This is a genomic window from Shewanella sp. SM95, from assembly GCF_025653595.1.
Taxonomy (GTDB): Bacteria; Pseudomonadota; Gammaproteobacteria; order Enterobacterales; family Shewanellaceae; genus Shewanella; species Shewanella oncorhynchi.
This window is the reverse complement of record NZ_JAKKSE010000001.1, coordinates 536,660-560,409: the sequence shown is the minus strand read 5'-3', so window position 1 is coordinate 560,409 and position 23,750 is coordinate 536,660. Positions and strand designations below refer to the sequence as shown.

Genomic DNA, 23,750 nt, shown 5'->3' with positions numbered 1-23,750 from the left:
AAAATTTGGAGTTGTTACTCGAGCCCAGTCATTGGGCCCTGTTGGCAGTCATAGGTCTTATCGCTGGATTCATTGATGCCGTCGTGGGTGGCGGTGGCCTATTGTCGATCCCCGCACTGTTAACCTTAGGCATTGCGCCGCATACCGTATTAGGCACCAATAAGTTAGCCGCAAGCTTTGGCTCTTTTATGGCGGCTTGGACCTATTATCGCAAGCACCTCTTTAAACCCTCGTTTTGGTACATGGCTTTTATCGCCACCTTTATCGGCGCGGTATTGGGCAGTTTTTTAGTCTATTTAGTCGATACCCAATGGCTCGAAAAAGTCCTGCCGCTGCTGATCATTGGCATCGCCATTTACAGTTTAGTCAGCCCCAATGCGATGTCAGACGTTAACTGCCAAGCACCAACCAGCAAGCCGCCAGCCAAGCAACAATGGCTACAGGGACTGGCTTTAGGCACTTATGACGGTTTTGCTGGCCCAGGCATTGGCGCATTTTGGACTGTCACATCCGGCTCTTTGTATAAACTGCCTTTACTGCACAGTTGCGGCCTCGCCCGTGCGATGACCTTCACCAGCAACTTGACCGCATTGACTATCTTTGGCTGGCTTGGGCAGGTAGAGTGGCAAATAGGTTTGTGGATGGGATTGTGCATGATGTTAGGCTCATTTATCGGCGCCCGCTGTGCGATTAAATTTGGCATGCCCTTTATCCGTCCACTGTTTATTTTGATCGTGCTAATGATTGCAGCGAATTTGGCATGGAGCGCATGGTTGTGAACACCCAACAATTAATGGTGATGCTGAAGAATCAGCTTAAAGCCTTAGAACAAGAAGTGCTGCAACACGATAATCGACTCGCCCCGCCGCAGCGTAAACTTCTGCAAGAAACGGAGCGTTTTAATCACTCGCTGTTTGTCCAACACGGCGCCCAACTCGGCCCCTGTATTGAACAAATTCGTAGCAGTATTATGCAGCTCGAAAAACAAATTAAGCTTAAACTCGCCCCCCAGACCATTGCCCTGAGCTGTGAGCGGATCCAAGATAGATTTACCGCAGTCAAACGAGCCTTGCTGACCACTTCTATCGACATTAAGTCTAAAACTCAGCAGCGTGCCAGTAGCCGTGCCCGTTTTGCACAACGCCAGAATCAGTCTCACCAAGCCAGTGGTTTCGATTGGATCGCCAATAACGTGATGCAAAATAGTCATGAGATCTACGAAGAATTGAACAAACATCTGAATTGGGCGAAAAAATTTGAACAAAAAATTGAAGAAATGGAATCAAAACTTGAAAACTGTCATAGTGCTGACAAAATAAAATTGCAAAATGACATCCTTTTGATGCATCGTCGTCTAGGAAAATGCAGGCAAGCTATTAGTTATATAGAAGATCGCATTCAAATATTCGAACGCCCGTATCAGAGTAATAACCGTTAAGGAGTAACAATGAAATCACTTTTGCCAATTAGCAGCCTGCTAGTATTACTCGGATCTGCCTCAGCCTTCGCTGCAGATCTGAACATTCCTATGTCATTTGAGTACCTTGCTCTTGATGGTAAAAAAGTCGAGTCGAGCGTATTCAACCATAAAAGCAGCTTAGAATTGGCCCCCGGCACTCACAAAATCGCCATTCGTTATCATGAAATGGTAGAGGATGATTTTAGTGACAGCCAAACCTTTGTTAAGTCAGCACCTTTCATCGTTACTTTAGATGTTGATGGCGACCATCAATATTACCTGCAAGCGGCCGAAGGTGAAGTCGTTAAAAAGCCTAAAGTTTACGCGCAAAACCCACAAGTCAAATTAACCCGTAGTGACAAAGGCAGCGTCAATTACCAAGTGGTGAATACCAATTTAGAAGAAGAAAGCTTCGTCTCTCGCCTTTTCAGTGGTAATCAAGCCGTTGACGTATCCGGTACTGCCGCAGCAGCAACCGGTGCCGCTGGAGCAGTAGTAGCCGTTGCACCAGCACCCGTGACAACATCGGCGACCGTTAACGCAACATCACTCACCGCCCCCGTAGACACCTCTAAAGCAGCAGGAGCCAACCCACAACAAATGTTGCAATACTGGTGGCTACAAGCGGATGAAAAAACCCGTAAAGAATTTATGAGCTGGGCAATTTCACAGCTATAACAACTTGCGATAACGAGGTTTAGTCAATATTGACTCTGATCCCACTGGTTTATCACGCCAGCTATTCCAAGCTGGCGCTTCCTCCCCATCACAGATTTCCCACCACTAAATACGCACATTTACGGCAGTACTTACTCGATAACCACATTGCCACGACTGCACAGTTCCACACGCCAACGGCCATGACTGCAGAAGATGTAATGCAAGTGCATCAACGCGAATATGTAGAGCAATTTATCGCGGGTACCTTGCCAACAGCGGCGCTTAGACGGATTGGTTTCCCATGGAGTGAAGCCTTAGTTGAGCGTACCTTGCATTCTGTGGCTGGCACCACACTCACAGCTTCATTAGCCATAAATCAGGGTATTGCCCTGCATCTCACGGGTGGCTACCATCACGCCCATTACGATTTTGGCAGCGGCTATTGTATTTTCAACGACCTTATCCTCGCGGCCAGAAATGCCATCGCGAGCCAGCAAGTACACAAGGTACTGATTTTTGATTGCGATGTGCATCAAGGTGACGGCAGTGCAACCCTCAGCCACCAACATCAAGGGATCATCAGTTGCTCGATTCACTGCAAAGAGAATTTCCCGAGTCGTAAGCAGCATTCCCACCATGATATTGAACTAACTAAAGGAGCGGACGATAGTGCGTATCTTGAAACTGTGGAGCAGACACTCGCCCTCCTTATCCGAATCCATCAACCAGATCTGATTCTTTATGATGCTGGGGCCGATATTCATCAAAATGACGATCTTGGCTTGCTCAATATCAGCCAAGAAGGACTGTTCAGACGGGATTTAACTGTGTTATCAATGGCAAAATCGGAAAATATTCCAATTGCAGCCGTGATAGGCGGCGGCTACAGCAGAGACGCACTACAATTAAGCCAAAGACACAGCCAACTTTTTATTGCGGCAAATCATTTGTGGTAGCAAACTCAATGAAAACCGTCATGGAGCATAACAATGCAACTCGAAATCCGTAATTACTACGAAGTTCTTTTAATGGAAATATTGTCAGATGAAGGACTTATGGACGAACTTCCTGAGGACTATCTCGCCGACTTATGTTGCGTGACCTTAAATCAACTGCCAGTGCGCTACATACGCCACCTCGTCGATACTTACTTCTTTGAAGACTATAACGAGCTGCAGGAATTAAAGCGTGAGATCCAAACCGCACTAGAAAAGTCCCGCGCTTTTCTTAAACAAAATCTGCAAAAAAGATTACAGGAAGAAGCCGAAGCCAATCGTTAATTTCGTTAAAGGTTACTGTTGAGAGCATTTTTAGCCGTTGTCGTGGCAAGAAAAGAGGCAGGCAATGGATTATCTCATTGTGCAAAAATATTAACGCTATAAATGATTAACAGCAGAAAACGGAAATAGTCTGCAAGCTAAAATATTGAATAACATAAATTGAGTAGATATAGAGAAGTACAACGGAAATAAGCAGAGGAACTGCTGAATTGGAGGTTCCCCTAGAGCCGACACCCCGGCACACGAGTCGCTTGCTGCGGTTGCTCCCTTCCGGGCCTGGCCGAGTTCACAAGTTATCATTGCGGGGGGACCCTAGGGTCACCATAACTTCGAACATTACTTTGAATGACATAAACCAAAGCATTGCTTGAACGCGAAGGATTATCCCCCATGGACCCTATGGGATCAAGCGCTAATCGATAAGATCTCTTAATATCCCACCTAACTGCACAATCTATAAGCAAATGGAGTGATTGAAATGATAAAAGCCTGCAAATGCAGACTTTTATATATGTTTTACTGAATCTCTTATCATAAAAATCAGCAGGCTACAGCGCAATCATCGCCAAAGGTGGTTACAACTTGATCAAATGGCGATTTTGCTCAATTATCTTAGCCCCAACACCAGAGACATTCGCTAAGTCATCTATAGCATTGAACTTACCATTTTTAGTGCGATAGTCGACAATCGCTTGAGCCTTTGCGGCACCGATCCCTTTGAGTACGAGTAACTGCTCGGCTGAAGCGGTATTGATGTTAACTTGAGCGGCATCTGGCATAGATTTTTTCGCATCAGATGCCATTTCACCCGCTTCAGTTTTAGCCTGTACTTTCACGGCGACCTTGGTTGGGGTTTCTGTTGCAATTGCTGGGCTTGCCAAAAAAGCCGTTAATGCTATGGCACTCATAAAAGCAGGTATACGATTTGTGGTTTTCATAACAATTCCTCTATTCCATGATTTGCGGCCTTTCGTCCTACTTCCGTGGCCTCAAATCAAAAATAGTCTAAGCTGTCCCGAAATACCAAATCGGCGTCATAAATATTCACTATCGCTAAACTTCTGTCTTCGGCTCAATGAGCTAGTGCTTGACTATGATAAAAAGATGCAAAAAGCATCCTTTTATCATTCAAATAGCTAACGGTCTTTAAAATAACAACATTCATTAAGCTAATCGAGCTAGCGCTTGGTTCAAGTCGGCGATGATGTCGTCACAATCTTCTAAACCAATAGAGATCCGCAGCAAATTATCACCAATCCCAGCGGCAGCCCTTGCCTCTGGCGTATAAGGTGAATGCGTCATCGATGCAGGATGTTGAATCAGGGATTCAGCATCACCTAGACTCACCGCAATTGAGAACAACTTTAGATATCCGACAAAGGCCATGGCTTCTTCTAAATTTGCCGCCAGTTCAAACGCGATAACACCACCAGCACGTTTCATCTGCTGGCCAATGAATTTATGCCCTTGATGAGATTTAAGCCCGGGGTAATACACACGTGTAATGCTTGGATGTTCCGCCAAAAACTCTGCCACGCGCTGGGCACTATCGCAATGGCGCTGCAAACGCACATCTAAGGTTTTAAGACCGCGTAAGATCAGCCAAGCATCATGTGGCGATATCACAGCGCCAATATCCTTTAAAATTTCATACTTCACTTTATGGAGCTGCTCTTCACTGCCACACACTATCCCCGCAATCACATCACCATGACCATTCAGATATTTAGTCGCACTGTGGATCACCAAATCAATACCAAAATCCAGCGGCCGCTGCAGTAATGGAGTCATAAAGGTATTATCGACAATACTGACCAACTGGTGACGTTTAGCAATAGTCGCAATTGCCGCTAAATCAAACACCTGTAAATGGGGGTTGACTGGGGTTTCACAGAAAATGACCTTAGTATTGGATTGAATCGCCGCTTCTATTTCTGCTTCCGATGAAAAGTCCACTAGGGATACTTCAATACCAAAGCGAGCAAACTGAGTCGTCATTAGCGCATAAGTACAACCGTATACGGCATTCGACGCCACTAAGTGATCGCCCATCTGCAAATTAGCCAGCAATGCGGCGGATACTGCGCCCATACCAGAAGCAGTTGCTGCTGCGGCCTCAGCCCCTTCTAAAATCGCCATTTTACGTTCAAGCTCAGCGGTTGTCGGATTCCCTAAGCGCGTGTAAATATACCCCGGCTCATTACCCGCAAATCGCTCACCACCTTGCTGTGCAGACTCAAACACAAAAGTCGCACTTTGGTAAAGCGGCGTGACTAAGGCACCAAAGGCCTCTCGCTCATGGCCGCCATGAATAACCTGTGTTGCCGCCTTCCACATCTTGCCTGACACATCTTGCATACCTAGCTCCTTGTCATTGGAATTGAGCAGTTCCCGTTCTTGATTGATTGTTGGTGTGGAGCGCTCAATGCCCGCATTATGGATAATCTAATAGATAAGTTAATGAAACATTAGCCCTATCGAATAAGCCCTACCATAACGCGGCCAAGCACTTAAGCCAGTAGCATGGCAAAAATAGCAGCGCTCAAAAGTGTAATTAACTTGTTACATAGCACTTTTACGTCGCACTTAGTCATACTCGGTACCTGCAAAGAAAATCATAAAAAATGCGCCAAGGAACAAGTCCATTAGCGCATCTGCTTTCGGCCATTTCAATCGGTTAATTATTTGATATTAAATAGCATCTACTCTTTAGACTTATCTTTAGCTGGCCGAGAGACTTTGTCATCAACATCGGCGAATTGGCCTTTTAATGCGTCGCGACCTTCTTTGGTAAACAGCTTGCCTGAAAACTGCTTAAGTTCGATCAACAATTCCTGATGCACTTTAGACAATTTAGGCCTTTGATCTTCTCTAAACACAATCGGCCGACACAGCGCCATGGCTTGATATCCAAGACGCGCCGTTAGCATACCGCCGCCTAAACCTTGGGCCAAGCGAGCAGACAATTTACCGGTCATTTCAACCGATAACAGCTGTGTTCCTAAATCGGTAACTAACTCACTGGTACCCGCATAAATAATATTAATGATAATACTGCGGATAAGTTTAATCCGGCTCCAATAACCTAGATCAATGCCATAACAACGGGCCACATCGCGCAGCATACGTTGATTACGCCATAGGATAATCGCCATATCGAGCACAGCTAAAGGGCTGGCCGCCAGTAAAACTGCCGACTCGGCTGCATATCTTCGCACCACTTTCTTTGCCAGTTCATCCCGCTCAGTCAGCACTAAGTCCTCGAATAACAAGACTTTCTCGGCATCATTATGTTCATCTTTTAATGAACGGCGAAGTTGCTGCAAACCTTGGCTGTCTTCATAGTGGCAAACGATATTATCGATAAAGCTGTCTGCTTCACCCATTTGCATGCTCTGCGCTAGCCTTGCACCTGTTTCTTGAGTATCGGCGACCTGTTTGAGTCGCTTGAGCTTACGGTATTCACTGACTGCGCCCGCCAATGCCCACGCACTGACAACCCCAAGCACCACACCATAAAAACTGAACAACCAAGGGCTCTCAAGCCAAGCATCCCTCAGTCCTAATCCTGTTTGAACGACTACAAGCAGCAATAAACTCACAGCAGCTAGACGGGCGAGCCAAGACCAACGGCGTGATTTAACAAGTTGAGGCGATACCGATTTAGCATCAATCATTTTTGGATGGGCAGACAGCGTTTCATCCATCAATTCCTCAATATCGGCAGCCACTTCTTGCACTGGCGTATGGGGATCAAAGGCTTTCGCCCCTTTGAGCTCCTCTTTGCTGGGTTTGAGATCCACGACTTCTGGGTCAAACAGCTGCTGCTTTTTCAGCGGCTTTTGTTTAATGGCCTGTTGTTCAATGGATTGCTCAACTGATTGTTCAGCCGAGCGTTCAAATGAGTTCGCAGAAGAATTAGAAGCCTGCTCATTAGCGTTATCCGATAGCTTTAACGTCATTCCAACTTATCTCCCAGTAAGTACTGCAGCAAATGATCGAGACGAATATGGTCAAAATGCACTTGAGAGAGGTCAACATTGGCATTGCTCGGCGGTGCAAAGCCGACAAAGTTAAACCCTTGGTCACGCCAAAAATGCGCTTCAGGTAAGCGAGTGGGCACTTCGCCAGGAAATAAGGTCAGGGCTTTACCGTTGAGTCCCATCCCCTGCACGACTTCGACCTCACCGTCCTGAGTTGTCACCATGCCATGGCGAGTCGCCTTGATGGCGCTAATCGCCATCGTCTCCACTTTACAACCATCGAAACTGGCAAAATGCTGGCTGTGTTTCAACATATCGGTCAGCAGGGACAAAACATGGCTCTGCTGATCGCGAGTCACATGGTCAACCTTGCTCGCGGCAAACAACAAACGGTCTATGCGGGGTGCAAATAACCGCCGTAAATAACTCGATTGGCCAAACTGAAAGCTTTCCATAATGGCATTGAGCGCCGCGCCCATATCCTCAAATTGCTTTTTACCGCGATTCAACGCACTAAAACAGTCAACGAGTACTAACTGCCGATCAAAACCGGCAAAGTGGTTTTTATAGAAAGGCTTAACCACCTTAGCTACATATTCTTGATAACGTTTTTCAAGTACATGGAATCCACTGTGTTTATCGCTTTGCGAAAGCGCAGCAAACTTTTCATCATTAACCAATAACAGGGGGAAAAAAGCCAATAAGGGAGCCCCCAGCCATTCACCCGGCAATAACATGCGCCCAGGTTGCGCTTGGTAATAACCTTGCACGTGCACTAAATCATTGAGCAATAGCTGATATTGATCGGCAATCTGCTTTAATTGCTGCTCATCGGCGCTGGCGGCTAAATCCAATGATGTCAAAGATTGCTCAAACTCGGCATACAAAGGCGAGCTTTTAAGATTCTCGATGCGAACTTGTTGAGCGCGACACCAGGTTACAAAGTCTTGGCGCAACATAGGTAAATCGAGTAACCATTCGCCAGGATAATCGACTATGTCTAAATACAAGGTGGCGGTATCAGAAAACTTGGCCAGTAAGCCCTTCTTAGGTTGGTATTTAATCGCCAGTCGTAACTCAGAAATAGTACGAGTGGAGGCAGGCCAGGTCGCGGGTTCGGAAGTGAGCGCTAACATGGCGCCTTGATAATCAAAACTAGCGATCTCAAGATCCGGCTGCATGGCACGCTTAACACCGAGCAAACGCTGATCGCGGCTCACCTGCCACAGTGGCAAAGCGCTGTTGTTGCGGGCGTGGGGTAAGGTTGAGACAGGTCCAGAATTGAGTAACTGATTGACTAACCCCGTAATAAACGCTGTTTTTCCTGCACCAGAAAGCCCAGTCACGGCCAAACGTAAATGCCGGTCCGCGGTGCGATGTAACAGGGATTGGCCCTTTTGGGTTAATTTATGGAGCGAGGCATCAAGCATTCCCATAGAGACTTCCCTTATGTCGAATGATGTTAACTTATGTCAAGTGATGTTGACTATACACTGGAATGGAGCAGAGATTAAGCAACAAGGGCGGACATGGCCGCCCTTTAGAAGGGTTACAAACTATTGATTTGTCTTTTTAAATCAAAGTTGTCAGAGGTGACATGGCGTTCTAAATTTTGTAGCCTAACTTCTAGACTTCGAAATTGACGACTCACGTCGCTTAGCGCTTGCTTTGCGGGTTCTCCCGACTGCCACGGCTTCTTCTTCACCTCGATATCGTCTCTATCGTAATGCTTTTGCGGCTTGATGTCTAAAATCACCCACAAAGCGACATAGATGATAAATACCACACCTGAGCCGCCGAGTAAGAAGATAGACACAGTCAGCACTCGCACTAACCAAGTTTCAATCGCAAAGTACTCGGCAATCCCTGCACATACACCCGCTATTTTGCCTGACTGGGGAATGCGGTACAAAGTACGGCCATTAGATCCTCTCATGTTTCCCCCTCCATTCGGGCGATTCTGTATCCAGAATGGCCTCTAAGGTCTCGATACGCGCCGCCATTTTATCGGCCTTGGATATCAAATCATTGAGTTGTGAAAACTCTTCCTCAGTGAGTCCCTGGCTCACTTGTCGCTTACTGCGATAATGAAGAACTAACCATATTGGCGCGACTATCACCATGAAAATAATAATCGGCGCCATTAGCACGTCCATATCCATAACTCACCTCTGAATTGTTATTCTTTTGACTTAGTTGGCGCTTTACCTTTTACCTTGGCTTTGAGCGCTGCCAGTTCTGCATTCACAGAATCTTCCGCTTCTAGCGCCGCAAACTCATCGGCTAAGGTCTTCTTGCTGCCAAGATCGTAAGATTCAACTTGGGCTTCTAAGCCTTCGACACGGCGCTCATATTGCTCAAACTTAAGCATAGCGTTGTCGATCTTGCTTGAATCTAGCTGCTTTTTCACTTCTAAGCGTGATGACGCTGTTTGAGTGCGCAAAATAATGGTCTTTTGACGCGCTTTTGCATCGAGCAGCTTTTCTTGCAACATGCCCACTTCATCTTTCAAGCGTGCGATATGTTCATCGATGACGGCTAACTCTTGATTCAGCGTATCTGCTAAACCGGTCGCTTTTTGTTTTTCAACTAAAGCGGCTTTCGCTAAGTCTTCACGGTCTTTCGACAGTGCCAGTTCAGCCTTATCTTGCCAATCTTGCACTTGCTCTAACACGCGGTTGATACGACGTTGCAGCTCTTTCTTTTCAGCTAACACTTTAGCTGAGGTAGAACGCACTTCAACGAGTGTGTCTTCCATTTCTTGGATAATCAGTCGAACCATTTTTTCTGGGTCTTCGGCTTTATCCAGCAATGCGCTGATATTAGAGTTAATGATATCGGCGAAACGAGAGAAAATTCCCATAATCCTATCCTCAAATTGATGTTGGTCTCGTACAAGGTAATACACTAACCGTGCCAACTTTTATTTTTTATTTAAATACAGCATCTTAAACAAAATATTAACTTTTACTTCCTTTTACGCTTCAAGCCACTTATTATCATTTTCACCAAATTTTAGCGCGAAAGACTAAAAAATATCGTGGATAATAAATTTCAGCAAGACAACCTTATCGGTCAATCCAACGCCCTGCTCGAAGTGTTAGAACATGTGTCGCAAATAGCGCCTCTGTCTAAACCCGTACTGATTATTGGTGAACGTGGTACAGGTAAAGAGCTTATTGCCGAACGCTTACATTATCTGTCTAAGCGCTGGGATCAAAGTTTTATTAAGCTAAACTGTTCATCTTTGAGTGAAAATTTACTCGAGAGTGAATTATTTGGCCATGAGTCAGGAGCCTTTACTGGCGCCAAAGGCAAACACGAAGGCCGCTTTGAGCGCGCCGACGGCGGCACCTTATTTCTCGACGAATTAGCCAACACCTCAGGACTTATCCAAGAAAAGCTCCTGCGCGTCATTGAATATGGCGAATTTGAGCGGGTCGGCGGCAGTAAAACCGTGCAGGCTGATGTTCGTTTAATCTGCGCCGCCAACGAAGATTTACCATCACTTGCTGACGCAGGCGAATTTCGTGCCGACTTGCTCGATAGACTCGCCTTCGATGTAATTACTCTGCCACCACTGCGTTGCCGCCCAGAAGACATAATGACGCTGGCGGAATATTTCGCCGTTGGCATGGCGCGCCAATTAAAACTGCAGCTGTTCAGCGGTTTCAGCGCCCATGCGGTCGAGCAATTAATGACCCACGACTGGCCGGGTAATATCCGTGAACTTAAAAACGTAGTCGAGCGCAGCGTTTACCGTAATGGTGGTGAAAATAGACCCATCGGTCATATTACCCTCGATCCCTTTGCTTCACCGTATCGGCCCCAAACGCGGATCAAGACTCGCGAACGCCAAATCACCTCAGTCGCGCCAACAACTGTTGCCAGTACGTCACAATCTGCGCCGACATTTGAGGCTGAAGTGCAAGTCAATACTGAGTATTCAACGAATTGCTTTAATTTTCCGCTGGATTTTAAAGAGCAAACTGAGAAGTACGAAATGGATCTGATCCAGCAGGCACTCTCAAACAGCCAATATAACCAAAAGAAAACCGCCGACATGCTCGGATTAAGCTACCACCAACTGCGTGGCATCCTTAAAAAGTACAATTTACTTGATAAAGCATAAGCAGATTGCCCACGGGGGAGATGCACTGCTAAAATAGCCGTTCATAGTCGATAAAATAATGATTTATAAATGAGTGTGCTAATTAGACGCCTGTGCCTAACAACTGCAGTTTCTTGCATGAGTTGGTTGTTGGTCGCGTGTGGCCCCCAACGACTCCCTTCTGGTTTGGTGTATTGCTCCGAAGGGAACCCTGAGTCTTTTAATCCACAATTGGTGACATCTGGCACGACAATCGATGCCACCTCACATCAAATTTATAGTCGCCTAGTGGATTATGACACCCAGTCAGGCAAGCTTGTCCCTGCCTTGGCGACGAGTTGGGCCATGTCTGATGATGGCTTAAGCTATCGCTTCACTCTCAGGGAAAACGTGCAGTTCCAGCATTCAAAGCGTTTTTACCCAACTCGCCCCTTTAATGCCGACGATGTGTTGTTCTCCTTTAATCGTATTATCGATACCCAACATCCTTATCATTTTGTCTCCCGCACGGGTTATCCCTTCTTCCAAAGTATTGGCTTTTCTCAGCAAGTTAAAGGGATAGAGAAGATAAACGATCATGAAGTGGTCTTTTACTTAACCCGCAAAGACGCTTCTTTTCTGTCGAATTTAGCCACCGACTTTGCGGTGATCTTATCCAACGAATACGCGCAGCAGCAGTTAGCTTTAGGTCATCCTGAAAACGTCGACCACTTTGCCATTGGTACAGGACCGTTCACCTTAGTGCAATACGCTAAAAACGAATATATCCGCTATCGCCGTAATCCCGATTTTTGGGGAGAGCCAGCAAAAATCGATATGCTGGTATTTGATATCACGCCCAAAAGTACAGTTAGGCTCGCTAAGCTTATCGCGGGGGATTGCAGCGTTTCTGCGCTGCCCAAAGCAGGTGAACTGCCTGTTATCAAACAGCATCAAGAATTAAACATCGAATCACAACCAGGTCTTAACGTAGCATTTTGGGCCTTTAATACACAAAAGCCACCGTTAGATGATGTTCGCGTACGTCGTGCACTTGCCTATGCTGTTGATAAACAAAATATCCTGCGAGCGGTTTATCAAAATACTGCCATTGAAGCCACCGGCGTTCTGCCGCCAGCATCATGGGCCTACGAAAATAACAAAGGACTTGTCGATTACAATCCGCAAAAAGCACGCGACCTATTAAAAGAAGCTGGTATAAAAAATCTCAGCATCAATATTTGGGCCATACCGGTTGCCCGCGCTTATAACCCCAATTCGTTGAAAACGGCCGAATTAATTCAATCCGATTTAGCAAACATCGGCGTAAAAGTGAATATCGTCAGTTACGATTGGAGCGTATTTAATCAGAGACTGAGCCGCGACGACTATGATTCTGTGCTGATTGGCTGGAATGCTGATAACAGCGATCCCGATAACTTTTTTAATCCGCTGCTGAGCTGCGCAGCAATGCAATCAAACAACAATCGTTCTCGCTGGTGTAACCCTGAGTTTGATGCCATCTTAAACAGCGCAAGGGAAGTATCAGATCAAGCGGAACGTAAAGTGATTTATCAACAAGCAGAAGCCTTTTTAGCTGAACAAGTACCTATGCTGAGCCTGGCCCATGCCAAACGTGTAGCGTTAACTCGCAGTGATATCAAGGATATGCAGCTTACGCCTTTTGGTGGGATTTCCTTCACCCATACTAGCCAAGCACCACAGGAGGCGAATTAATGTTTACATACCTACTGCGTCGCCTCAATTTATTTCTTGCTACTTCGTTAGTCATGGTGGGTGTCTTATTTTACGCTACAGGCTTGTTTCCAGTTGAGCGCACCTATGCACTCACTGGCATACATACACCGACGGCGACCCAACTGGTTCAAATAGAACAAGACTACAAATTAGATAAAAACCAAGCGTGGCAATTTATCGCTTACCTACAACAAAGGCTTAGCGGTAATTTAGGGATTTCAGTCACGTCACATCAAGAAGTCGCCGAAGAACTCAGTGCCGTCCTGCCCGCCTCCTTCGAACTTGCTGTGATGGCGGGCATTATCGCAATTTGCTTGGGCGTGCCCTTAGGCGTGCTCGCCTCCCAGAGTCAACATAAGCTCACCCAAAATACCATTATGGCGATTACCCTAACGGGCTACTCTGTACCCGTATTCTGGTTAGGCCTTTATCTTTCGCTTTGGTTTGGCGTCGATCTTGGTTGGTTACCAATTTCGGGACAAATCAATTTGCTCTATGAAATCAAGCCCGTCACTGGCTTTATGCTAGTGGATACCTTGTTGTCAGAGTCTGAATACGGCATGTCGGCATTTAAAGATGCCCTGCTGCATATCATTTTGCCTGCCACAACACTGGCCGTGTTACCTTTTACTGTAGTGGTTCGTAGCACCCGTTCGGCAATGGTGAATGTGATGAATCAAACCTTTATCCGCGCCGCCGAAGCCAGAGGCATGCATACTGGCACGATTATACTGCGCCACGCCCTGCCCAATGCGTTAATCCCCGTACTTAAACATTTAGGGCTAATGCTTGGCTCATTTGCCAGTTATGCCATAGTGGTTGAAATGATTTTCTCTTGGCCTGGTGTAGGATCTTGGCTGGTTTCAGGGATTTACCAACGGGACTATACTGTTATCCAAGGTGGGATTTTGGCCGTGGCCCTATTGATTATCTTCCTAAGTATCTTGATTGAAGTGCTGCACACAGCCTTTAATCCACTGAGCAGAAAAGACCTTTATGCCACCAGTTAAAATTTATCAAGAAGATCAAATTGCCTCTCCGACTATGCGGGTTTGGATTAACTTTTCGGCTAATCCTTTCGCCTTAGCGGGTCTATGGACGATTGCATTTCTGCTCTTGCTAACCCTGTTTGGCCCTATGATTGCGCCCTTTCCGCCAGAAGCACAAGATCCAAGAGCCTTGCTATTGCCACCCTCTTGGGACCCTTCAGGGACAGTGGCACACTTTTTAGGGACTGACGATCTCGGCCGCGATATTTTCAGCCGATTATTACACGGCGCGCACTTGACCTTTGGCATGGCGCTGCTGATCGTAGTTACTGCATTATTCACAGGCTTTATCATAGGGTCGTTGTCGGGCATGATGCGGGGCTTAAAATCCAGTATTCTTGGTCATTTGCTCGATGCGCTGTTATCAATTCCTTCATTATTAATGGCCATTTTAGTAGTTGCTGTAATGGGACCAGGGCTTGAAAATGTGTTCTGGGCCGTCGGGATAGCCTTAACCCCACAATTTGTGCGCTCCATACACCAGTCAGTGCATGAAGAATTACAAAAAGAATATGTCACAGCCGCGCGTTTAGACGGCGCTAACTCGATGCAAATTTTTTGGTATGTCATTATGCCAAACGTGTGGGAAGTGGTGATTATTCAAACCACACTTGCCATTTCAGCTGCTATTTTAGATATCGCTGCCCTGGGTTTTTTAAGCTTGGGCGCACAGGCGCCGAGTCCAGAATGGGGCGCTATGGTCGCCCAAGGAATGGATAATTTATTGACCGCACCTTGGACGGTAACGATTCCGGGATTAGCGATTCTTTTTAGTGTGCTGGCCATTAATTTGGTTGGCGATGGCCTACGGTCGGCGCTTGCGCCCATCAGAAACTAACTTATGCCCTTACTCGACGTACGAAATCTAACGATTGAACTCGATACGCCCCACGGTAGAGTGCGGGCGCTAGAAAAAGTCAGCTTAACGCTCAATGCGGGCGAAATTCATGGGCTAGTCGGTGAATCTGGCTCAGGACGAAGTTTGTTAGCCAGAGCAATTTTAGGCATCCCCGGCCCTAACTGGACTATCACAGCAGACCGCATGATGTGGGATGGCAATAACTTGATGGCCATGAGCTCAAAAGAGCGCCGTAATCTGATGGGTTCAGACATGGCGATGATCTTCCAAGATCCGTCTGGCAGCTTAGATCCAGCACAAACCGTCGGCAGTCAGTTAATGCAAGCTATGCCTAAAAATCCTAGCGCCTATTTTTGGCAACGGCGCAGGCATGCAAGACTTACAGCACAGAAATGGCTGCATAAAGTCGGGATCAAGAATCCGCGGCAGGTGATGTCTAGCTACGCATGGGAATTATCCGAAGGCGAATGCCAAAAGGTGATGATTGCGATGGCGGTTGCTAACCAGCCTCGCCTATTGATTGCAGACGAACCCACAAGCTCGATGGAGCTCAGCACTCAGGCGCAAATTTTCAGATTATTATCCCAATTAAATCAATTACAAAACGTATCGATTCTATTGATCAGCCACGAGCTGGAAACCTTAGCCCAATGGTGTGATCACTTATCCGTGCTCTATTGCGGTCAAGTCATGGAATCTGGGCCGACGGACGAAGTGATTAAGCAGCCTTATCATCCTTACACTAAGGCGTTACTCGAAAATATGCCCGACTATTCAGGCTCAGGTGGTCACAAGGCGATTATGCCTACCCTACCGGGTTCTGCGCCCGCCTTACAGCATTTGCCTATTGGTTGTCGTTTAGGGCCACGCTGCCCTGAAGCACAAAAAAAATGCGTTAATCAGCCAAATTTGAGTCATATCAAAGACCGCTATTTTGCCTGTCATTTCCCTTATCACGGCGAAACCCATAATGACGACCCCACTGCTTAAAGTTAATGACCTTTATAAAAGATATGATACTGGTTATAAGGGCTTTTCCCGCCAATATAACGATGCATTAGCGCCCGTATCCTTTGAACTCGAACGCGGTGAAACCTTAGCGATAGTGGGTGAGGCGGGTTCAGGTAAAAGTACCCTCGCCCGCATTTTAGTCGGTGCAGAGCCCCGCAGCGGTGGTGAGATTTTTTTCGAAGGTGAAGCCTTAGATAGCCGCAATGTGAAGCAAAGATGCCGCTTAATTCGGATGATTTTCCAAGATCCGAATACTTCACTGAACCCGCGCCTAACGATTGGTCAATTGCTCGATGAACCGCTGCGTTTCAACACCCAAATGTCTGCGCAATCGCGGCACACCCAAGTGGTCGATACCTTACGAAAAGTAGGTTTATTACCCGAACACGCGGAGTTTTATCCGCACATGATTTCCGAAGGGCAAAAACAACGAGTCGCAGTAGCACGAGCCTTAATGCTCAATCCTAAAATTATCATTGCCGATGAAGCCTTAACCGCTCTGGACCTTTCGGTGCGTTCGCAAATTCTTAATTTGCTGTTAAAACTGCAAAAAGATCTCGGCTTGTCTTATATCTTCGTGTCCCATAATCTCAATATTATTCGCCATGTCAGCGATAAAATTATGGTACTGCACAAAGGTGTAATGGTTGAAAAAGCTGATACAGAACAAATATTTAACTCACCAAAACATGAATACACCCAGAGGTTGGTCCAAGAGCAGAGTCTGTTTGTTCACAAACGTTAAACTGCTCCAACCACTTAAATAATCAGGTGAATTGGCTAAAAATAGGTGCCATTTACCCGCCGAAATATTTATCCTATTGGTCATTTTGATAGAAGAAGCTTAAACATGATTATCAAACCAAAAATTCGTGGATTCATTTGTACCACTACACACCCTGTCGGTTGTGAAGTAAACGTTCAAGAACAAATCACCTTAACTAAAGCAAAAGGCAAGATCACTAACGGCCCGAAAAAGGTATTAGTAGTCGGTTCATCAAGTGGTTATGGTCTGTCTTCACGTATCGCAGCCGCTTTTGGTAGCGATGCCGCAACGATTGGCGTGTTCTTCGAAAAGCCAGGTACTGAAGCGAAACCAGGTACTGCAGGTTGGTACAACTCTGCCGCTTTCGACAAATTTGCTAAAGCGGAAGGTTTATATTCTAAAAGTATTAACGGCGATGCCTTTAGCCATGAAGCTAAACAAAAAGTCATCGAGCTTATCAAGCAAGATCTCGGTGAAATTGACATGGTTGTTTACTCACTGGCATCACCAGTGCGCAAACTCCCAGATTCAGGTGAGCTTATCCGATCAGCTTTAAAACCCATTGGCGAAACTTACACAGCGACTGCCGTTGATACCAATAAAGACTGCATCATTGAAGCCACCGTTGAGCCAGCAACTGAGCAAGAAATTGCTGATACTGTCACCGTTATGGGCGGCGAAGATTGGGAACTGTGGATTAAAGCCTTATCTGAAGCCGGTGTATTAGCCGATAACTGCAAAACCGTAGCCTATAGCTATATAGGTACAGAACTGACGTGGCCAATTTACTGGCACGGCGCCCTTGGCAAGGCCAAGATGGATCTGGACCGCGCAGCAAAAGCCTTAAATGAACAACTGTCAGCCACTGGCGGCAGCGCAAATGTTGCAGTGCTAAAGAGCGTTGTGACTCAAGCGAGTTCGGCCATTCCTGTCATGCCTTTATATATCGCTATGGTATTCAAGAAAATGCGTCAGGAAGGTCTCCATGAAGGTTGTATGGAGCAAATCTATCGCTTATTCAGTGAGCGCCTATTCCGTGCCGATGGTTCAAAACCTGAGACCGACAGTGATAATCGCTTACGTTTAGATGACTGGGAACTGCGTGAAGATATTCAGCAACACTGCCGTAATTTGTGGCCACAAGTGACCACAGAAAACTTATCAGAATTGACTGATTACCGTGAATACAAAGCTGAATTTATTAAGTTATTTGGTTTTGGTATCGAAGGCATTGATTACGATGCCGACGTTAACCCATACGTTGAATTTGACGTTATCGAACTCTAATCAACTCGATAGCGAATCACTGCTTATCACAAACGTTAAACGCCACTTTTTAGTGGCGTTTTTATTTATAACTCCCAGATTAAGATGCGCTACACTAGCTGCAGTTGACCCCTAATAATCCCTCAATAAGGAAAATCAATGAAAATTAGCGCAAGAAACACCCTCAGCGGTACAATCAAATCCATAGAAATGGGCGCTGTAAACAATGAAGTGACAATAGAACTTGCACCCGGTGTCGTACTGACCTCTGTGGTGACTAAAGCTTCCTGTGAGCGCCTAGGGCTCAAAGTGGGTGATTCGGCTTATGCCCTCATCAAAGCCAGCAGCGTAATGATTGGCGTTGATGATTAACCATTCAATTCAGTAACGTGGCGATTGAAGTAATGGAATATGGAGTCTGACAGTGTTGCGATAGTGGATATCCTTCGAACTTCATTGGTAAACTTTATCGAATTAAAAAACAAAAAGGCCAAGTGAACTCACTTGGCCTTTTCTATTTAATCAGTCGGATAGTAAATTTAATAACTCACTATCCTCACTGAAATTAATCTTCTACAGGGTAAAGCACCTTGGCATTGGCTTTAAGCGAATCGATCAAGCCACGGTAGTCTGCTTCACTGTATTGTGCGTTCAGACGTTGTTTAAGTGCATTAACTAGCTCATCACTCACACCTTCTGCAGCGTTGACTTTATCCAGTGCAACCACAGCATAACCGTTTGCTAAACCAACGGTATCAACAACAGGAGTTGTACTTGGTGTTGGCATTTGGAACGCTTTGCCTACAATCGCAGCATCAACGTCTTGCGCGCCACGGCCTAGTTTCGCTTTAGACACTAAACCAAGATCAGTTGCACCCGCTTTAACTTGTGCCATCAGTTCCTGTGCTTTTGCACGGGCGGCTTCGTTTGCTTGATCTTGCTTCAAGCGCTCAGTGATGTTGGCTTTCACTTCAGCTAAGGCCAAAGTACCCGCATCGTGATGTTCTTTCACTCGGATAACAACCACATGGTTAGGTTCAAGCTCAATCACTTCACTGTTTAAACCTTTCAGCATTACAGTTTCAGAGAAGGCTGCTTTAACTAAGTCAGGCTTGTTTAGCTCAGCAGGTGCGTTATCGCGAGAAAACAGTGCTGTAGTCTTAACATCAACGTCAACAGCTTTTGCGGTTTCAGATAGTGTATCTGGCACTTCATAGCTGGTATCCGCTAATTTACTTTGTAAGCTATAGAACTGGTCAACCGCTTTCTTATCTTGCAATTGAGCCACTATCTTAGCTTTCACATCAGCAAACGGTACAGTCGCGCCAGATTGCACATCTAATAGCTTGATAATGTGGAAACCAAAGTCTGTTTTAACCACCGCAGAATGTTGGCCTTTATTTAATGCAAATAAAGCGGCATCAAATGCGGGGTCCATTACACCAGGTTCAAACCAATCCAGTTTACCGCCCTGCTCTGCACTCAAAGTATCATCAGAGTTAGCTTTAGCCAGATCAGCAAAATCGGCACCGCTATCTAATTGCTTAGCGAGATCTTCAGCCTTGGCTTTTGCTGCAGCTTCATCGTTACCTGGCATAACCAAAATATGCGCGGCAAGACGCTTCTCGTTAGAAACATATTGTGCTTTATGCTCTTCGTAATACGTTTGTGCTTCTTCATCAGAAACTGGATTATTTTTAGCAAAATCAGCAGCATTCAGTTCAACATATTCTAAGCTCACCATCTCTGGGCTCATAAACTGCCCTTGGTTTGCGTCGTAATAGTTTTTCACTTGCTCGTCAGTCACAACCGCTGTCGCTAAGAATGGTGCAGAATCGACAATAAAATAGCGCACATCACGGGTTTGGCCTTGTAACTCAGCCAATTGCTTAGCTTCGCCAGGTAACACGAATTCAGTACCCACAAGGGCTGCAGTTAACTGACGACGGGTCATATCGACACGCATCATGTCTCTGAAAGTCTGTGGCTGATAACCTAACTGACGCAGAATCGCCTGATAACGATCGTTATCAAATTTGCCATCAGTTTGAAATGCCGGTTCAGCTCTCATTGCAGCAACAATTTGCTCGTCAGATACACGTAGACCCATAGCCTTAGCAGCTTGATCTATCAACTTGTCAGCCACTAAGCGTTCTAATACGCTCTGCTTAATGCTTTGTAAGTATTTTTCGTCAGCAGATAACGCAGCAAACATTTCACCTAGCTGTTGCTCCATGCGAGAGCGCTCGCTCTGGTACGCCTGCTCTAGCTCGGCTTTAGTGATCTTGTCACCGTTCACTTCTGCCGCAGGCACATCAGTTGTTGAACCTAAGTAACTACTGACTCCTGCAAATGCAAAAGATAAAATCACAAGTACGAGAATGCCTTTAGCAATCACGCCTTGCGAACCATCGCGGATCTTTTCTAACATCAGATTTCTCGCTTGTTGCGATTAACAAAATAAAAAGGCGCATCAGGTTGAGATGCGCCTTTCTGTAATTTATGGGGAATATTCAGACGCTACCACTGGTAAATTCTAAAACCCCGAGTAATGGCAGAAATTAAGCTTCATATTCCATTACTTTCAATTCGTAAAAAGCACTGATAAACAGTGCTTGTCATTACGAACGCCTTACAAAGGCTACGATATTAATGATTAATTAACAGCGTCTTTCAGTGCTTTACCAGCTTTGAATGCAGGAATTTTAGCTGCTGCGATTTTGATTTCTTCACCCGTTTGTGGGTTGCGACCAGTACGCTCAGCGCGTTCACGCACTTCAAAAGTACCAAAACCAACAAGAGAAATTTTATCACCTTCTTTCAGACCTTCGGTCACAGCAGCGATAAAAGAATCCAGTGCTCGGCCAGCAGCGGCTTTAGAAATGTCAGCACCAGATGCGATTTTCTCGATTAGTTCAGATTTGTTCATGTCATCCCCTTGAATGTAATTTTTTTGCGCCGCAACCAAATCCGTCTCTAGAGCGGTCTGCGGAGGCTTTTATAACAAGCTTGAATTCAAAGTTCAAGCTGAGTTCGAAAACCAAAGAATTAAAACTGGATACAGCTCAAAGCCAGTTGCGCCAAGGGCTTGGAGCAGCTGGCTCTCCACAGACCTAGGCTACCACAGGTCTGCGCTTTGTTAAGCCCCTTTTTTCATTTTTTTTAACGTGATAGCGCAATTTCTTGCGTTATGCCAAGTTTTTAACCACTTCGAAGCCTTCCACTGGTCTTTCTAGGGCCAGTTTTAACACTTCATCGACCCAACGCACGGGACGAATTTCTAAATCGGCAATCACATTGGCAGGAATTTCTTCCAAATCGCGCTCATTTTCTTTTGGAATAAGCACCAATTTTATGCCGCCGCGGTGTGCTGCCAGCAGTTTTTCTTTCAAACCACCGATAGGTAACACTTCACCACGTAAGGTTATTTCACCTGTCATGGCCACATCAGCACGCACGGGGTTACCCGTTAAGCTTGATACTAACGCGGTACACATTGCCGCACCTGCAGATGGACCATCTTTGGGTGTCGCACCTTCTGGCACATGCACGTGGATATCACGCTTCTCGTAGAAATCCGCATTGATACCTAATTGTTCCGCACGGGCGCGAACAACTGTCATCGCTGCTTGAATCGACTCTTGCATCACGTCGCCAAGGGAACCGGTATAGGTTAACTTCCCTTTACCAGGCACTGAAGTTGCTTCAATCGTCAGTAAGTCACCGCCCACTTGAGTCCAAGCTAAGCCAGTCACTTGACCGATTTGGTTCTTAGACTCGGCTTTGCCGTAATCAAAGCGCTGCACGCCAAGGAAAGACTTAAGATTCTCTTGGTTGACAGTCACAGACTTGACAGACTTATCGAGCAAAATCATTTTCACGACTTTACGGCAAATCTTAGACAATTCACGCTCGAGTGAACGCACACCCGCTTCACGGGTGTAATAACGGATAATGCCAACGATAGCACTATCATCGACTTTAATTTCAGTGGCTTTTAAACCATTGCGCTCGATTTGCTTATTCAGCAAATGTTGCTTAGCAATATTCAGTTTCTCGTCTTCGGTGTAACCCGATAAACGAATGACTTCCATACGGTCAAGTAGTGGCCCAGGAATATCCATGGAGTTTGACGTTGCAACAAACATCACATCGGATAGGTCGTAATCGACTTCGAGGTAATGATCGTTAAAGGTCGCATTTTGCTCAGGATCTAACACTTCTAATAAAGCAGAAGCCGGATCGCCGCGCATATCAGAACTCATCTTGTCGATTTCATCGAGCAAGAATAACGGGTTTTTCACGCCGACTTTAGCCATCTTTTGAATGACTTTACCCGGCATAGACCCAATGTAAGTACGGCGATGACCACGGATTTCCGCTTCATCACGCACGCCACCGAGAGCAACACGCACATACTTACGACCGGTGGCCTTAGCGATCGATTGACCTAGCGAGGTTTTACCCACACCTGGTGGCCCCACTAAACACAGGATTGGCCCTTTAAGCTGACGCACTCGGCTTTGGACCGCCAAATATTCCAAGATACGTTCTTTGACTTTTTCAAGGCCAAAATGATCGGTGTCGAGTACTTCTTGGGCTTTGGCTAAATCACGTTTGATTTTAGAGCGCTGGCTCCAAGGCACCGCTGTCATCCAATCGACATAACTGCGAACCACCGTCGCTTCAGCCGACATTGGTGACATCATGCGTAACTTGTTAAGCTCGGCGAGGGCTTTCTCTTTCGCCTCAGCGGGCATGTTAGCCTCTTCAATCTTACGATTTAAGGCTTCAAATTCGTCATGGCCTTCATCTAAGTCACCCAGTTCTTTCTGGATGGCTTTCATCTGTTCGTTCAGATAGTACTCACGCTGACTCTTTTCCATCTGTTTTTTAACGCGAGTCCGGATACGTTTCTCAACCTGTAATAGGTCGATCTCCGATTCCATCATCGCCATTAGATATTCCAGACGTTCGCCGACGTTGACCATCTCAAGCACAGATTGCTTATCTTCAAGCTTAAGTGGCATGTGTGCGGCCATAGTATCGGCCAGACGCGCCGCTTCATCGATACCAGATAAAGAGGTCAAGACTTCTGGCGGGATCTTTTTGTTCAGCTTGATATAACCTTCAAACTGACCAATAGCACTGCGCACTAACACTTCTTCTTCTTTGTCTTCCAGCGGTTCTGATTCCAGATACTCAGCCTTAGCCACAAAAAATTCTGTTTCTTGGGTATAACGGGTAATACGGGCGCGACGACCGCCTTCTACCAACACTTTGACTGTGCCGTCTGGCAGCTTAAGTAACTGTAAAATAGAGGCAACCGTACCCACTTCGAAGATGTCATCTTTTGATGGTTCATCAAGTTCGGCATCACGCTGCGCCACTAAAATAATTTGCTTATCCTGCGCCATTGCGGTTTCGAGACATCGAATAGATTTTTCTCGTCCGACAAATAACGGAATTACCATATGGGGATAGACCACCACATCTCGCAGTGGCAGCACGGGGAGTTCGATATGCGCTTCACGCTCTTGGGTCATAGTTCGATTCCGTTTTGGTGAAA

Annotated in this window: 23 protein-coding genes and 1 other RNA gene; 13 read left to right on the top strand and 11 right to left on the bottom strand. The window is 46.0% G+C overall.

Annotation, left to right across the window (positions count from 1 at the left end; genetic code table 11):
- Positions 1-5: 5 nt before the first annotated feature.
- The 5 genes from L5M29_RS02460 to L5M29_RS02440 are packed head-to-tail and all read left to right on the top strand — an operon-like array spanning position 6 to position 3,399.
- A complete protein-coding gene (locus tag L5M29_RS02460; RefSeq protein ID WP_028760448.1) occupies positions 6-779 on the top strand; it encodes a sulfite exporter TauE/SafE family protein in 774 nt (257 codons plus the stop codon).
- The gene (locus L5M29_RS02455) at positions 770-1,438 is read left to right on the top strand and encodes a primosomal replication protein (RefSeq protein ID WP_206765984.1); all 669 of its coding nucleotides are present in this window, start codon (positions 770-772) and stop codon (positions 1,436-1,438) included. Before L5M29_RS02460 ends, L5M29_RS02455 begins: the two co-directional genes overlap by 10 nt.
- Before the next feature lie 9 nt (positions 1,439-1,447).
- Positions 1,448-2,137 carry a DUF2057 domain-containing protein gene (locus L5M29_RS02450; RefSeq protein ID WP_028760450.1) on the top strand — a complete coding sequence of 230 codons (690 nt, stop codon included), beginning with the start codon at positions 1,448-1,450 and terminating at the stop codon, positions 2,135-2,137.
- A gap of 29 nt (positions 2,138-2,166) precedes the next feature.
- Positions 2,167-3,075 carry a histone deacetylase gene (locus tag L5M29_RS02445; RefSeq protein WP_173245603.1) on the top strand — a complete coding sequence of 303 codons (909 nt, stop codon included), beginning with the start codon at positions 2,167-2,169 and terminating at the stop codon, positions 3,073-3,075.
- Between the two features lie 33 nt (positions 3,076-3,108).
- On the top strand, positions 3,109-3,399 hold the full coding sequence (locus L5M29_RS02440; RefSeq protein ID WP_028760452.1) for a late competence development ComFB family protein: 291 nt from the start codon (positions 3,109-3,111) through the stop codon (positions 3,397-3,399).
- Positions 3,400-3,617: 218 nt separating this feature from the next.
- Here L5M29_RS02440 and ffs read toward each other — a convergent pair.
- From ffs to pspA, 8 genes are all read right to left on the bottom strand, one after another.
- Positions 3,618-3,715: signal recognition particle sRNA small type (ffs, locus tag L5M29_RS02435), an RNA gene on the bottom strand.
- A 259-nt stretch (positions 3,716-3,974) separates the two neighbouring features.
- Positions 3,975-4,337, bottom strand: coding sequence for a ComEA family DNA-binding protein (locus L5M29_RS02430; RefSeq protein WP_028760453.1), 363 nt, complete (start codon positions 4,335-4,337; stop codon positions 3,975-3,977).
- Positions 4,338-4,563: 226 nt separating this feature from the next.
- Positions 4,564-5,757 carry a methionine gamma-lyase gene (gene megL / locus L5M29_RS02425; RefSeq protein WP_263163245.1) on the bottom strand — a complete coding sequence of 398 codons (1,194 nt, stop codon included), beginning with the start codon at positions 5,755-5,757 and terminating at the stop codon, positions 4,564-4,566.
- A 344-nt stretch (positions 5,758-6,101) separates the two neighbouring features.
- Entirely contained in the window at positions 6,102-7,361 is a 1,260-nt protein-coding gene (locus tag L5M29_RS02420; protein WP_263166006.1) for a YcjF family protein, read from the bottom strand.
- Complete coding sequence (locus L5M29_RS02415; RefSeq protein ID WP_263166005.1) at positions 7,358-8,818, bottom strand: YcjX family protein; 1,461 nt, start codon at positions 8,816-8,818, stop codon at positions 7,358-7,360. The genes L5M29_RS02420 and L5M29_RS02415 overlap by 4 nt, the downstream gene beginning before the upstream one ends.
- A 113-nt stretch (positions 8,819-8,931) precedes the next feature.
- Positions 8,932-9,318 carry an envelope stress response membrane protein PspC gene (gene pspC / locus L5M29_RS02410; RefSeq protein WP_028760457.1) on the bottom strand — a complete coding sequence of 129 codons (387 nt, stop codon included), beginning with the start codon at positions 9,316-9,318 and terminating at the stop codon, positions 8,932-8,934.
- Positions 9,305-9,544, bottom strand: coding sequence for an envelope stress response membrane protein PspB (gene pspB, locus L5M29_RS02405; protein ID WP_006081138.1), 240 nt, complete (start codon positions 9,542-9,544; stop codon positions 9,305-9,307). The genes pspC and pspB overlap by 14 nt, the downstream gene beginning before the upstream one ends.
- Before the next feature lie 17 nt (positions 9,545-9,561).
- A complete protein-coding gene (pspA, locus tag L5M29_RS02400; RefSeq protein ID WP_006081137.1) occupies positions 9,562-10,245 on the bottom strand; it encodes a phage shock protein PspA in 684 nt (227 codons plus the stop codon).
- 177 nt (positions 10,246-10,422) lie between these two features.
- Between pspA and pspF the strand changes: the two genes are divergently transcribed.
- From pspF to L5M29_RS02360, 8 genes are all read left to right on the top strand, one after another.
- On the top strand, positions 10,423-11,514 hold the full coding sequence (gene pspF, locus L5M29_RS02395; protein WP_173245615.1) for a phage shock protein operon transcriptional activator: 1,092 nt from the start codon (positions 10,423-10,425) through the stop codon (positions 11,512-11,514).
- A gap of 69 nt (positions 11,515-11,583) precedes the next feature.
- Entirely contained in the window at positions 11,584-13,209 is a 1,626-nt protein-coding gene (locus L5M29_RS02390) for an ABC transporter substrate-binding protein (RefSeq protein WP_028760460.1), read from the top strand.
- The gene (locus L5M29_RS02385; protein ID WP_028760461.1) at positions 13,209-14,240 is read left to right on the top strand and encodes an ABC transporter permease; all 1,032 of its coding nucleotides are present in this window, start codon (positions 13,209-13,211) and stop codon (positions 14,238-14,240) included. The genes L5M29_RS02390 and L5M29_RS02385 overlap by 1 nt, the downstream gene beginning before the upstream one ends.
- Positions 14,227-15,117 carry an ABC transporter permease subunit gene (locus L5M29_RS02380; RefSeq protein WP_263166002.1) on the top strand — a complete coding sequence of 297 codons (891 nt, stop codon included), beginning with the start codon at positions 14,227-14,229 and terminating at the stop codon, positions 15,115-15,117. The genes L5M29_RS02385 and L5M29_RS02380 overlap by 14 nt, the downstream gene beginning before the upstream one ends.
- A 3-nt stretch (positions 15,118-15,120) precedes the next feature.
- A complete protein-coding gene (locus L5M29_RS02375; protein WP_028760462.1) occupies positions 15,121-16,128 on the top strand; it encodes an oligopeptide/dipeptide ABC transporter ATP-binding protein in 1,008 nt (335 codons plus the stop codon).
- Positions 16,109-16,894 (top strand): ATP-binding cassette domain-containing protein, encoded by a 786-nt coding sequence (locus L5M29_RS02370; RefSeq protein ID WP_105252932.1) that lies wholly within the window; start codon positions 16,109-16,111, stop codon positions 16,892-16,894. The genes L5M29_RS02375 and L5M29_RS02370 overlap by 20 nt, the downstream gene beginning before the upstream one ends.
- Positions 16,895-16,999: 105 nt before the next feature.
- Positions 17,000-18,202 carry an enoyl-ACP reductase FabV gene (gene fabV, locus L5M29_RS02365; protein WP_263166000.1) on the top strand — a complete coding sequence of 401 codons (1,203 nt, stop codon included), beginning with the start codon at positions 17,000-17,002 and terminating at the stop codon, positions 18,200-18,202.
- Positions 18,203-18,340: 138 nt separating this feature from the next.
- Complete coding sequence (locus L5M29_RS02360) at positions 18,341-18,553, top strand: molybdopterin-binding protein (RefSeq protein ID WP_006085368.1); 213 nt, start codon at positions 18,341-18,343, stop codon at positions 18,551-18,553.
- Positions 18,554-18,746: 193 nt separating this feature from the next.
- Here the strand turns inward: L5M29_RS02360 and L5M29_RS02355 are convergent, their stop codons facing one another.
- The 3 genes from L5M29_RS02355 to lon form a co-directional block, all read right to left on the bottom strand.
- Positions 18,747-20,612, bottom strand: a complete 1,866-nt coding sequence (locus L5M29_RS02355; RefSeq protein WP_263165997.1) for a SurA N-terminal domain-containing protein — start codon at positions 20,610-20,612, stop codon at positions 18,747-18,749.
- A 225-nt stretch (positions 20,613-20,837) separates the two neighbouring features.
- Positions 20,838-21,110: a nucleoid-associated protein HU-beta gene (gene hupB, locus L5M29_RS02350; protein ID WP_006081127.1), complete on the bottom strand. Its 273-nt coding sequence runs from the start codon at positions 21,108-21,110 to the stop codon at positions 20,838-20,840.
- 259 nt (positions 21,111-21,369) lie between these two features.
- The gene (gene lon, locus L5M29_RS02345; protein ID WP_105252934.1) at positions 21,370-23,727 is read right to left on the bottom strand and encodes an endopeptidase La; all 2,358 of its coding nucleotides are present in this window, start codon (positions 23,725-23,727) and stop codon (positions 21,370-21,372) included.
- Between the last annotated feature and the right edge of the window lie 23 nt (positions 23,728-23,750).

What these genes read in the sequence shown, in the direction of transcription:
- L5M29_RS02455 (WP_206765984.1), top strand. Translation starts at nt 770, where the DNA reads ATGGTTGTGAACACCCAACAATTAATGGTGATGCTGAAGAATCAGCTT.
- L5M29_RS02450 (WP_028760450.1), top strand. Translation starts at nt 1,448, where the DNA reads ATGAAATCACTTTTGCCAATTAGCAGCCTGCTAGTATTACTCGGATCT.
- L5M29_RS02440 (WP_028760452.1), top strand. Translation starts at nt 3,109, where the DNA reads ATGCAACTCGAAATCCGTAATTACTACGAAGTTCTTTTAATGGAAATA.
- L5M29_RS02430 (WP_028760453.1), bottom strand. Translation starts at nt 4,337, where the DNA reads ATGAAAACCACAAATCGTATACCTGCTTTTATGAGTGCCATAGCATTA.
- megL (WP_263163245.1), bottom strand. Translation starts at nt 5,757, where the DNA reads ATGCAAGATGTGTCAGGCAAGATGTGGAAGGCGGCAACACAGGTTATT.
- L5M29_RS02420 (WP_263166006.1), bottom strand. Translation starts at nt 7,361, where the DNA reads ATGACGTTAAAGCTATCGGATAACGCTAATGAGCAGGCTTCTAATTCT.
- L5M29_RS02415 (WP_263166005.1), bottom strand. Translation starts at nt 8,818, where the DNA reads ATGGGAATGCTTGATGCCTCGCTCCATAAATTAACCCAAAAGGGCCAA.
- pspC (WP_028760457.1), bottom strand. Translation starts at nt 9,318, where the DNA reads ATGAGAGGATCTAATGGCCGTACTTTGTACCGCATTCCCCAGTCAGGC.
- pspB (WP_006081138.1), bottom strand. Translation starts at nt 9,544, where the DNA reads ATGGATATGGACGTGCTAATGGCGCCGATTATTATTTTCATGGTGATA.
- pspA (WP_006081137.1), bottom strand. Translation starts at nt 10,245, where the DNA reads ATGGGAATTTTCTCTCGTTTCGCCGATATCATTAACTCTAATATCAGC.
- L5M29_RS02390 (WP_028760460.1), top strand. Translation starts at nt 11,584, where the DNA reads ATGAGTGTGCTAATTAGACGCCTGTGCCTAACAACTGCAGTTTCTTGC.
- L5M29_RS02385 (WP_028760461.1), top strand. Translation starts at nt 13,209, where the DNA reads ATGTTTACATACCTACTGCGTCGCCTCAATTTATTTCTTGCTACTTCG.
- L5M29_RS02380 (WP_263166002.1), top strand. Translation starts at nt 14,227, where the DNA reads ATGCCACCAGTTAAAATTTATCAAGAAGATCAAATTGCCTCTCCGACT.
- L5M29_RS02375 (WP_028760462.1), top strand. Translation starts at nt 15,121, where the DNA reads ATGCCCTTACTCGACGTACGAAATCTAACGATTGAACTCGATACGCCC.
- L5M29_RS02370 (WP_105252932.1), top strand. Translation starts at nt 16,109, where the DNA reads ATGACGACCCCACTGCTTAAAGTTAATGACCTTTATAAAAGATATGAT.
- fabV (WP_263166000.1), top strand. Translation starts at nt 17,000, where the DNA reads ATGATTATCAAACCAAAAATTCGTGGATTCATTTGTACCACTACACAC.
- L5M29_RS02360 (WP_006085368.1), top strand. Translation starts at nt 18,341, where the DNA reads ATGAAAATTAGCGCAAGAAACACCCTCAGCGGTACAATCAAATCCATA.
- L5M29_RS02355 (WP_263165997.1), bottom strand. Translation starts at nt 20,612, where the DNA reads ATGTTAGAAAAGATCCGCGATGGTTCGCAAGGCGTGATTGCTAAAGGC.
- hupB (WP_006081127.1), bottom strand. Translation starts at nt 21,110, where the DNA reads ATGAACAAATCTGAACTAATCGAGAAAATCGCATCTGGTGCTGACATT.
- lon (WP_105252934.1), bottom strand. Translation starts at nt 23,727, where the DNA reads ATGACCCAAGAGCGTGAAGCGCATATCGAACTCCCCGTGCTGCCACTG.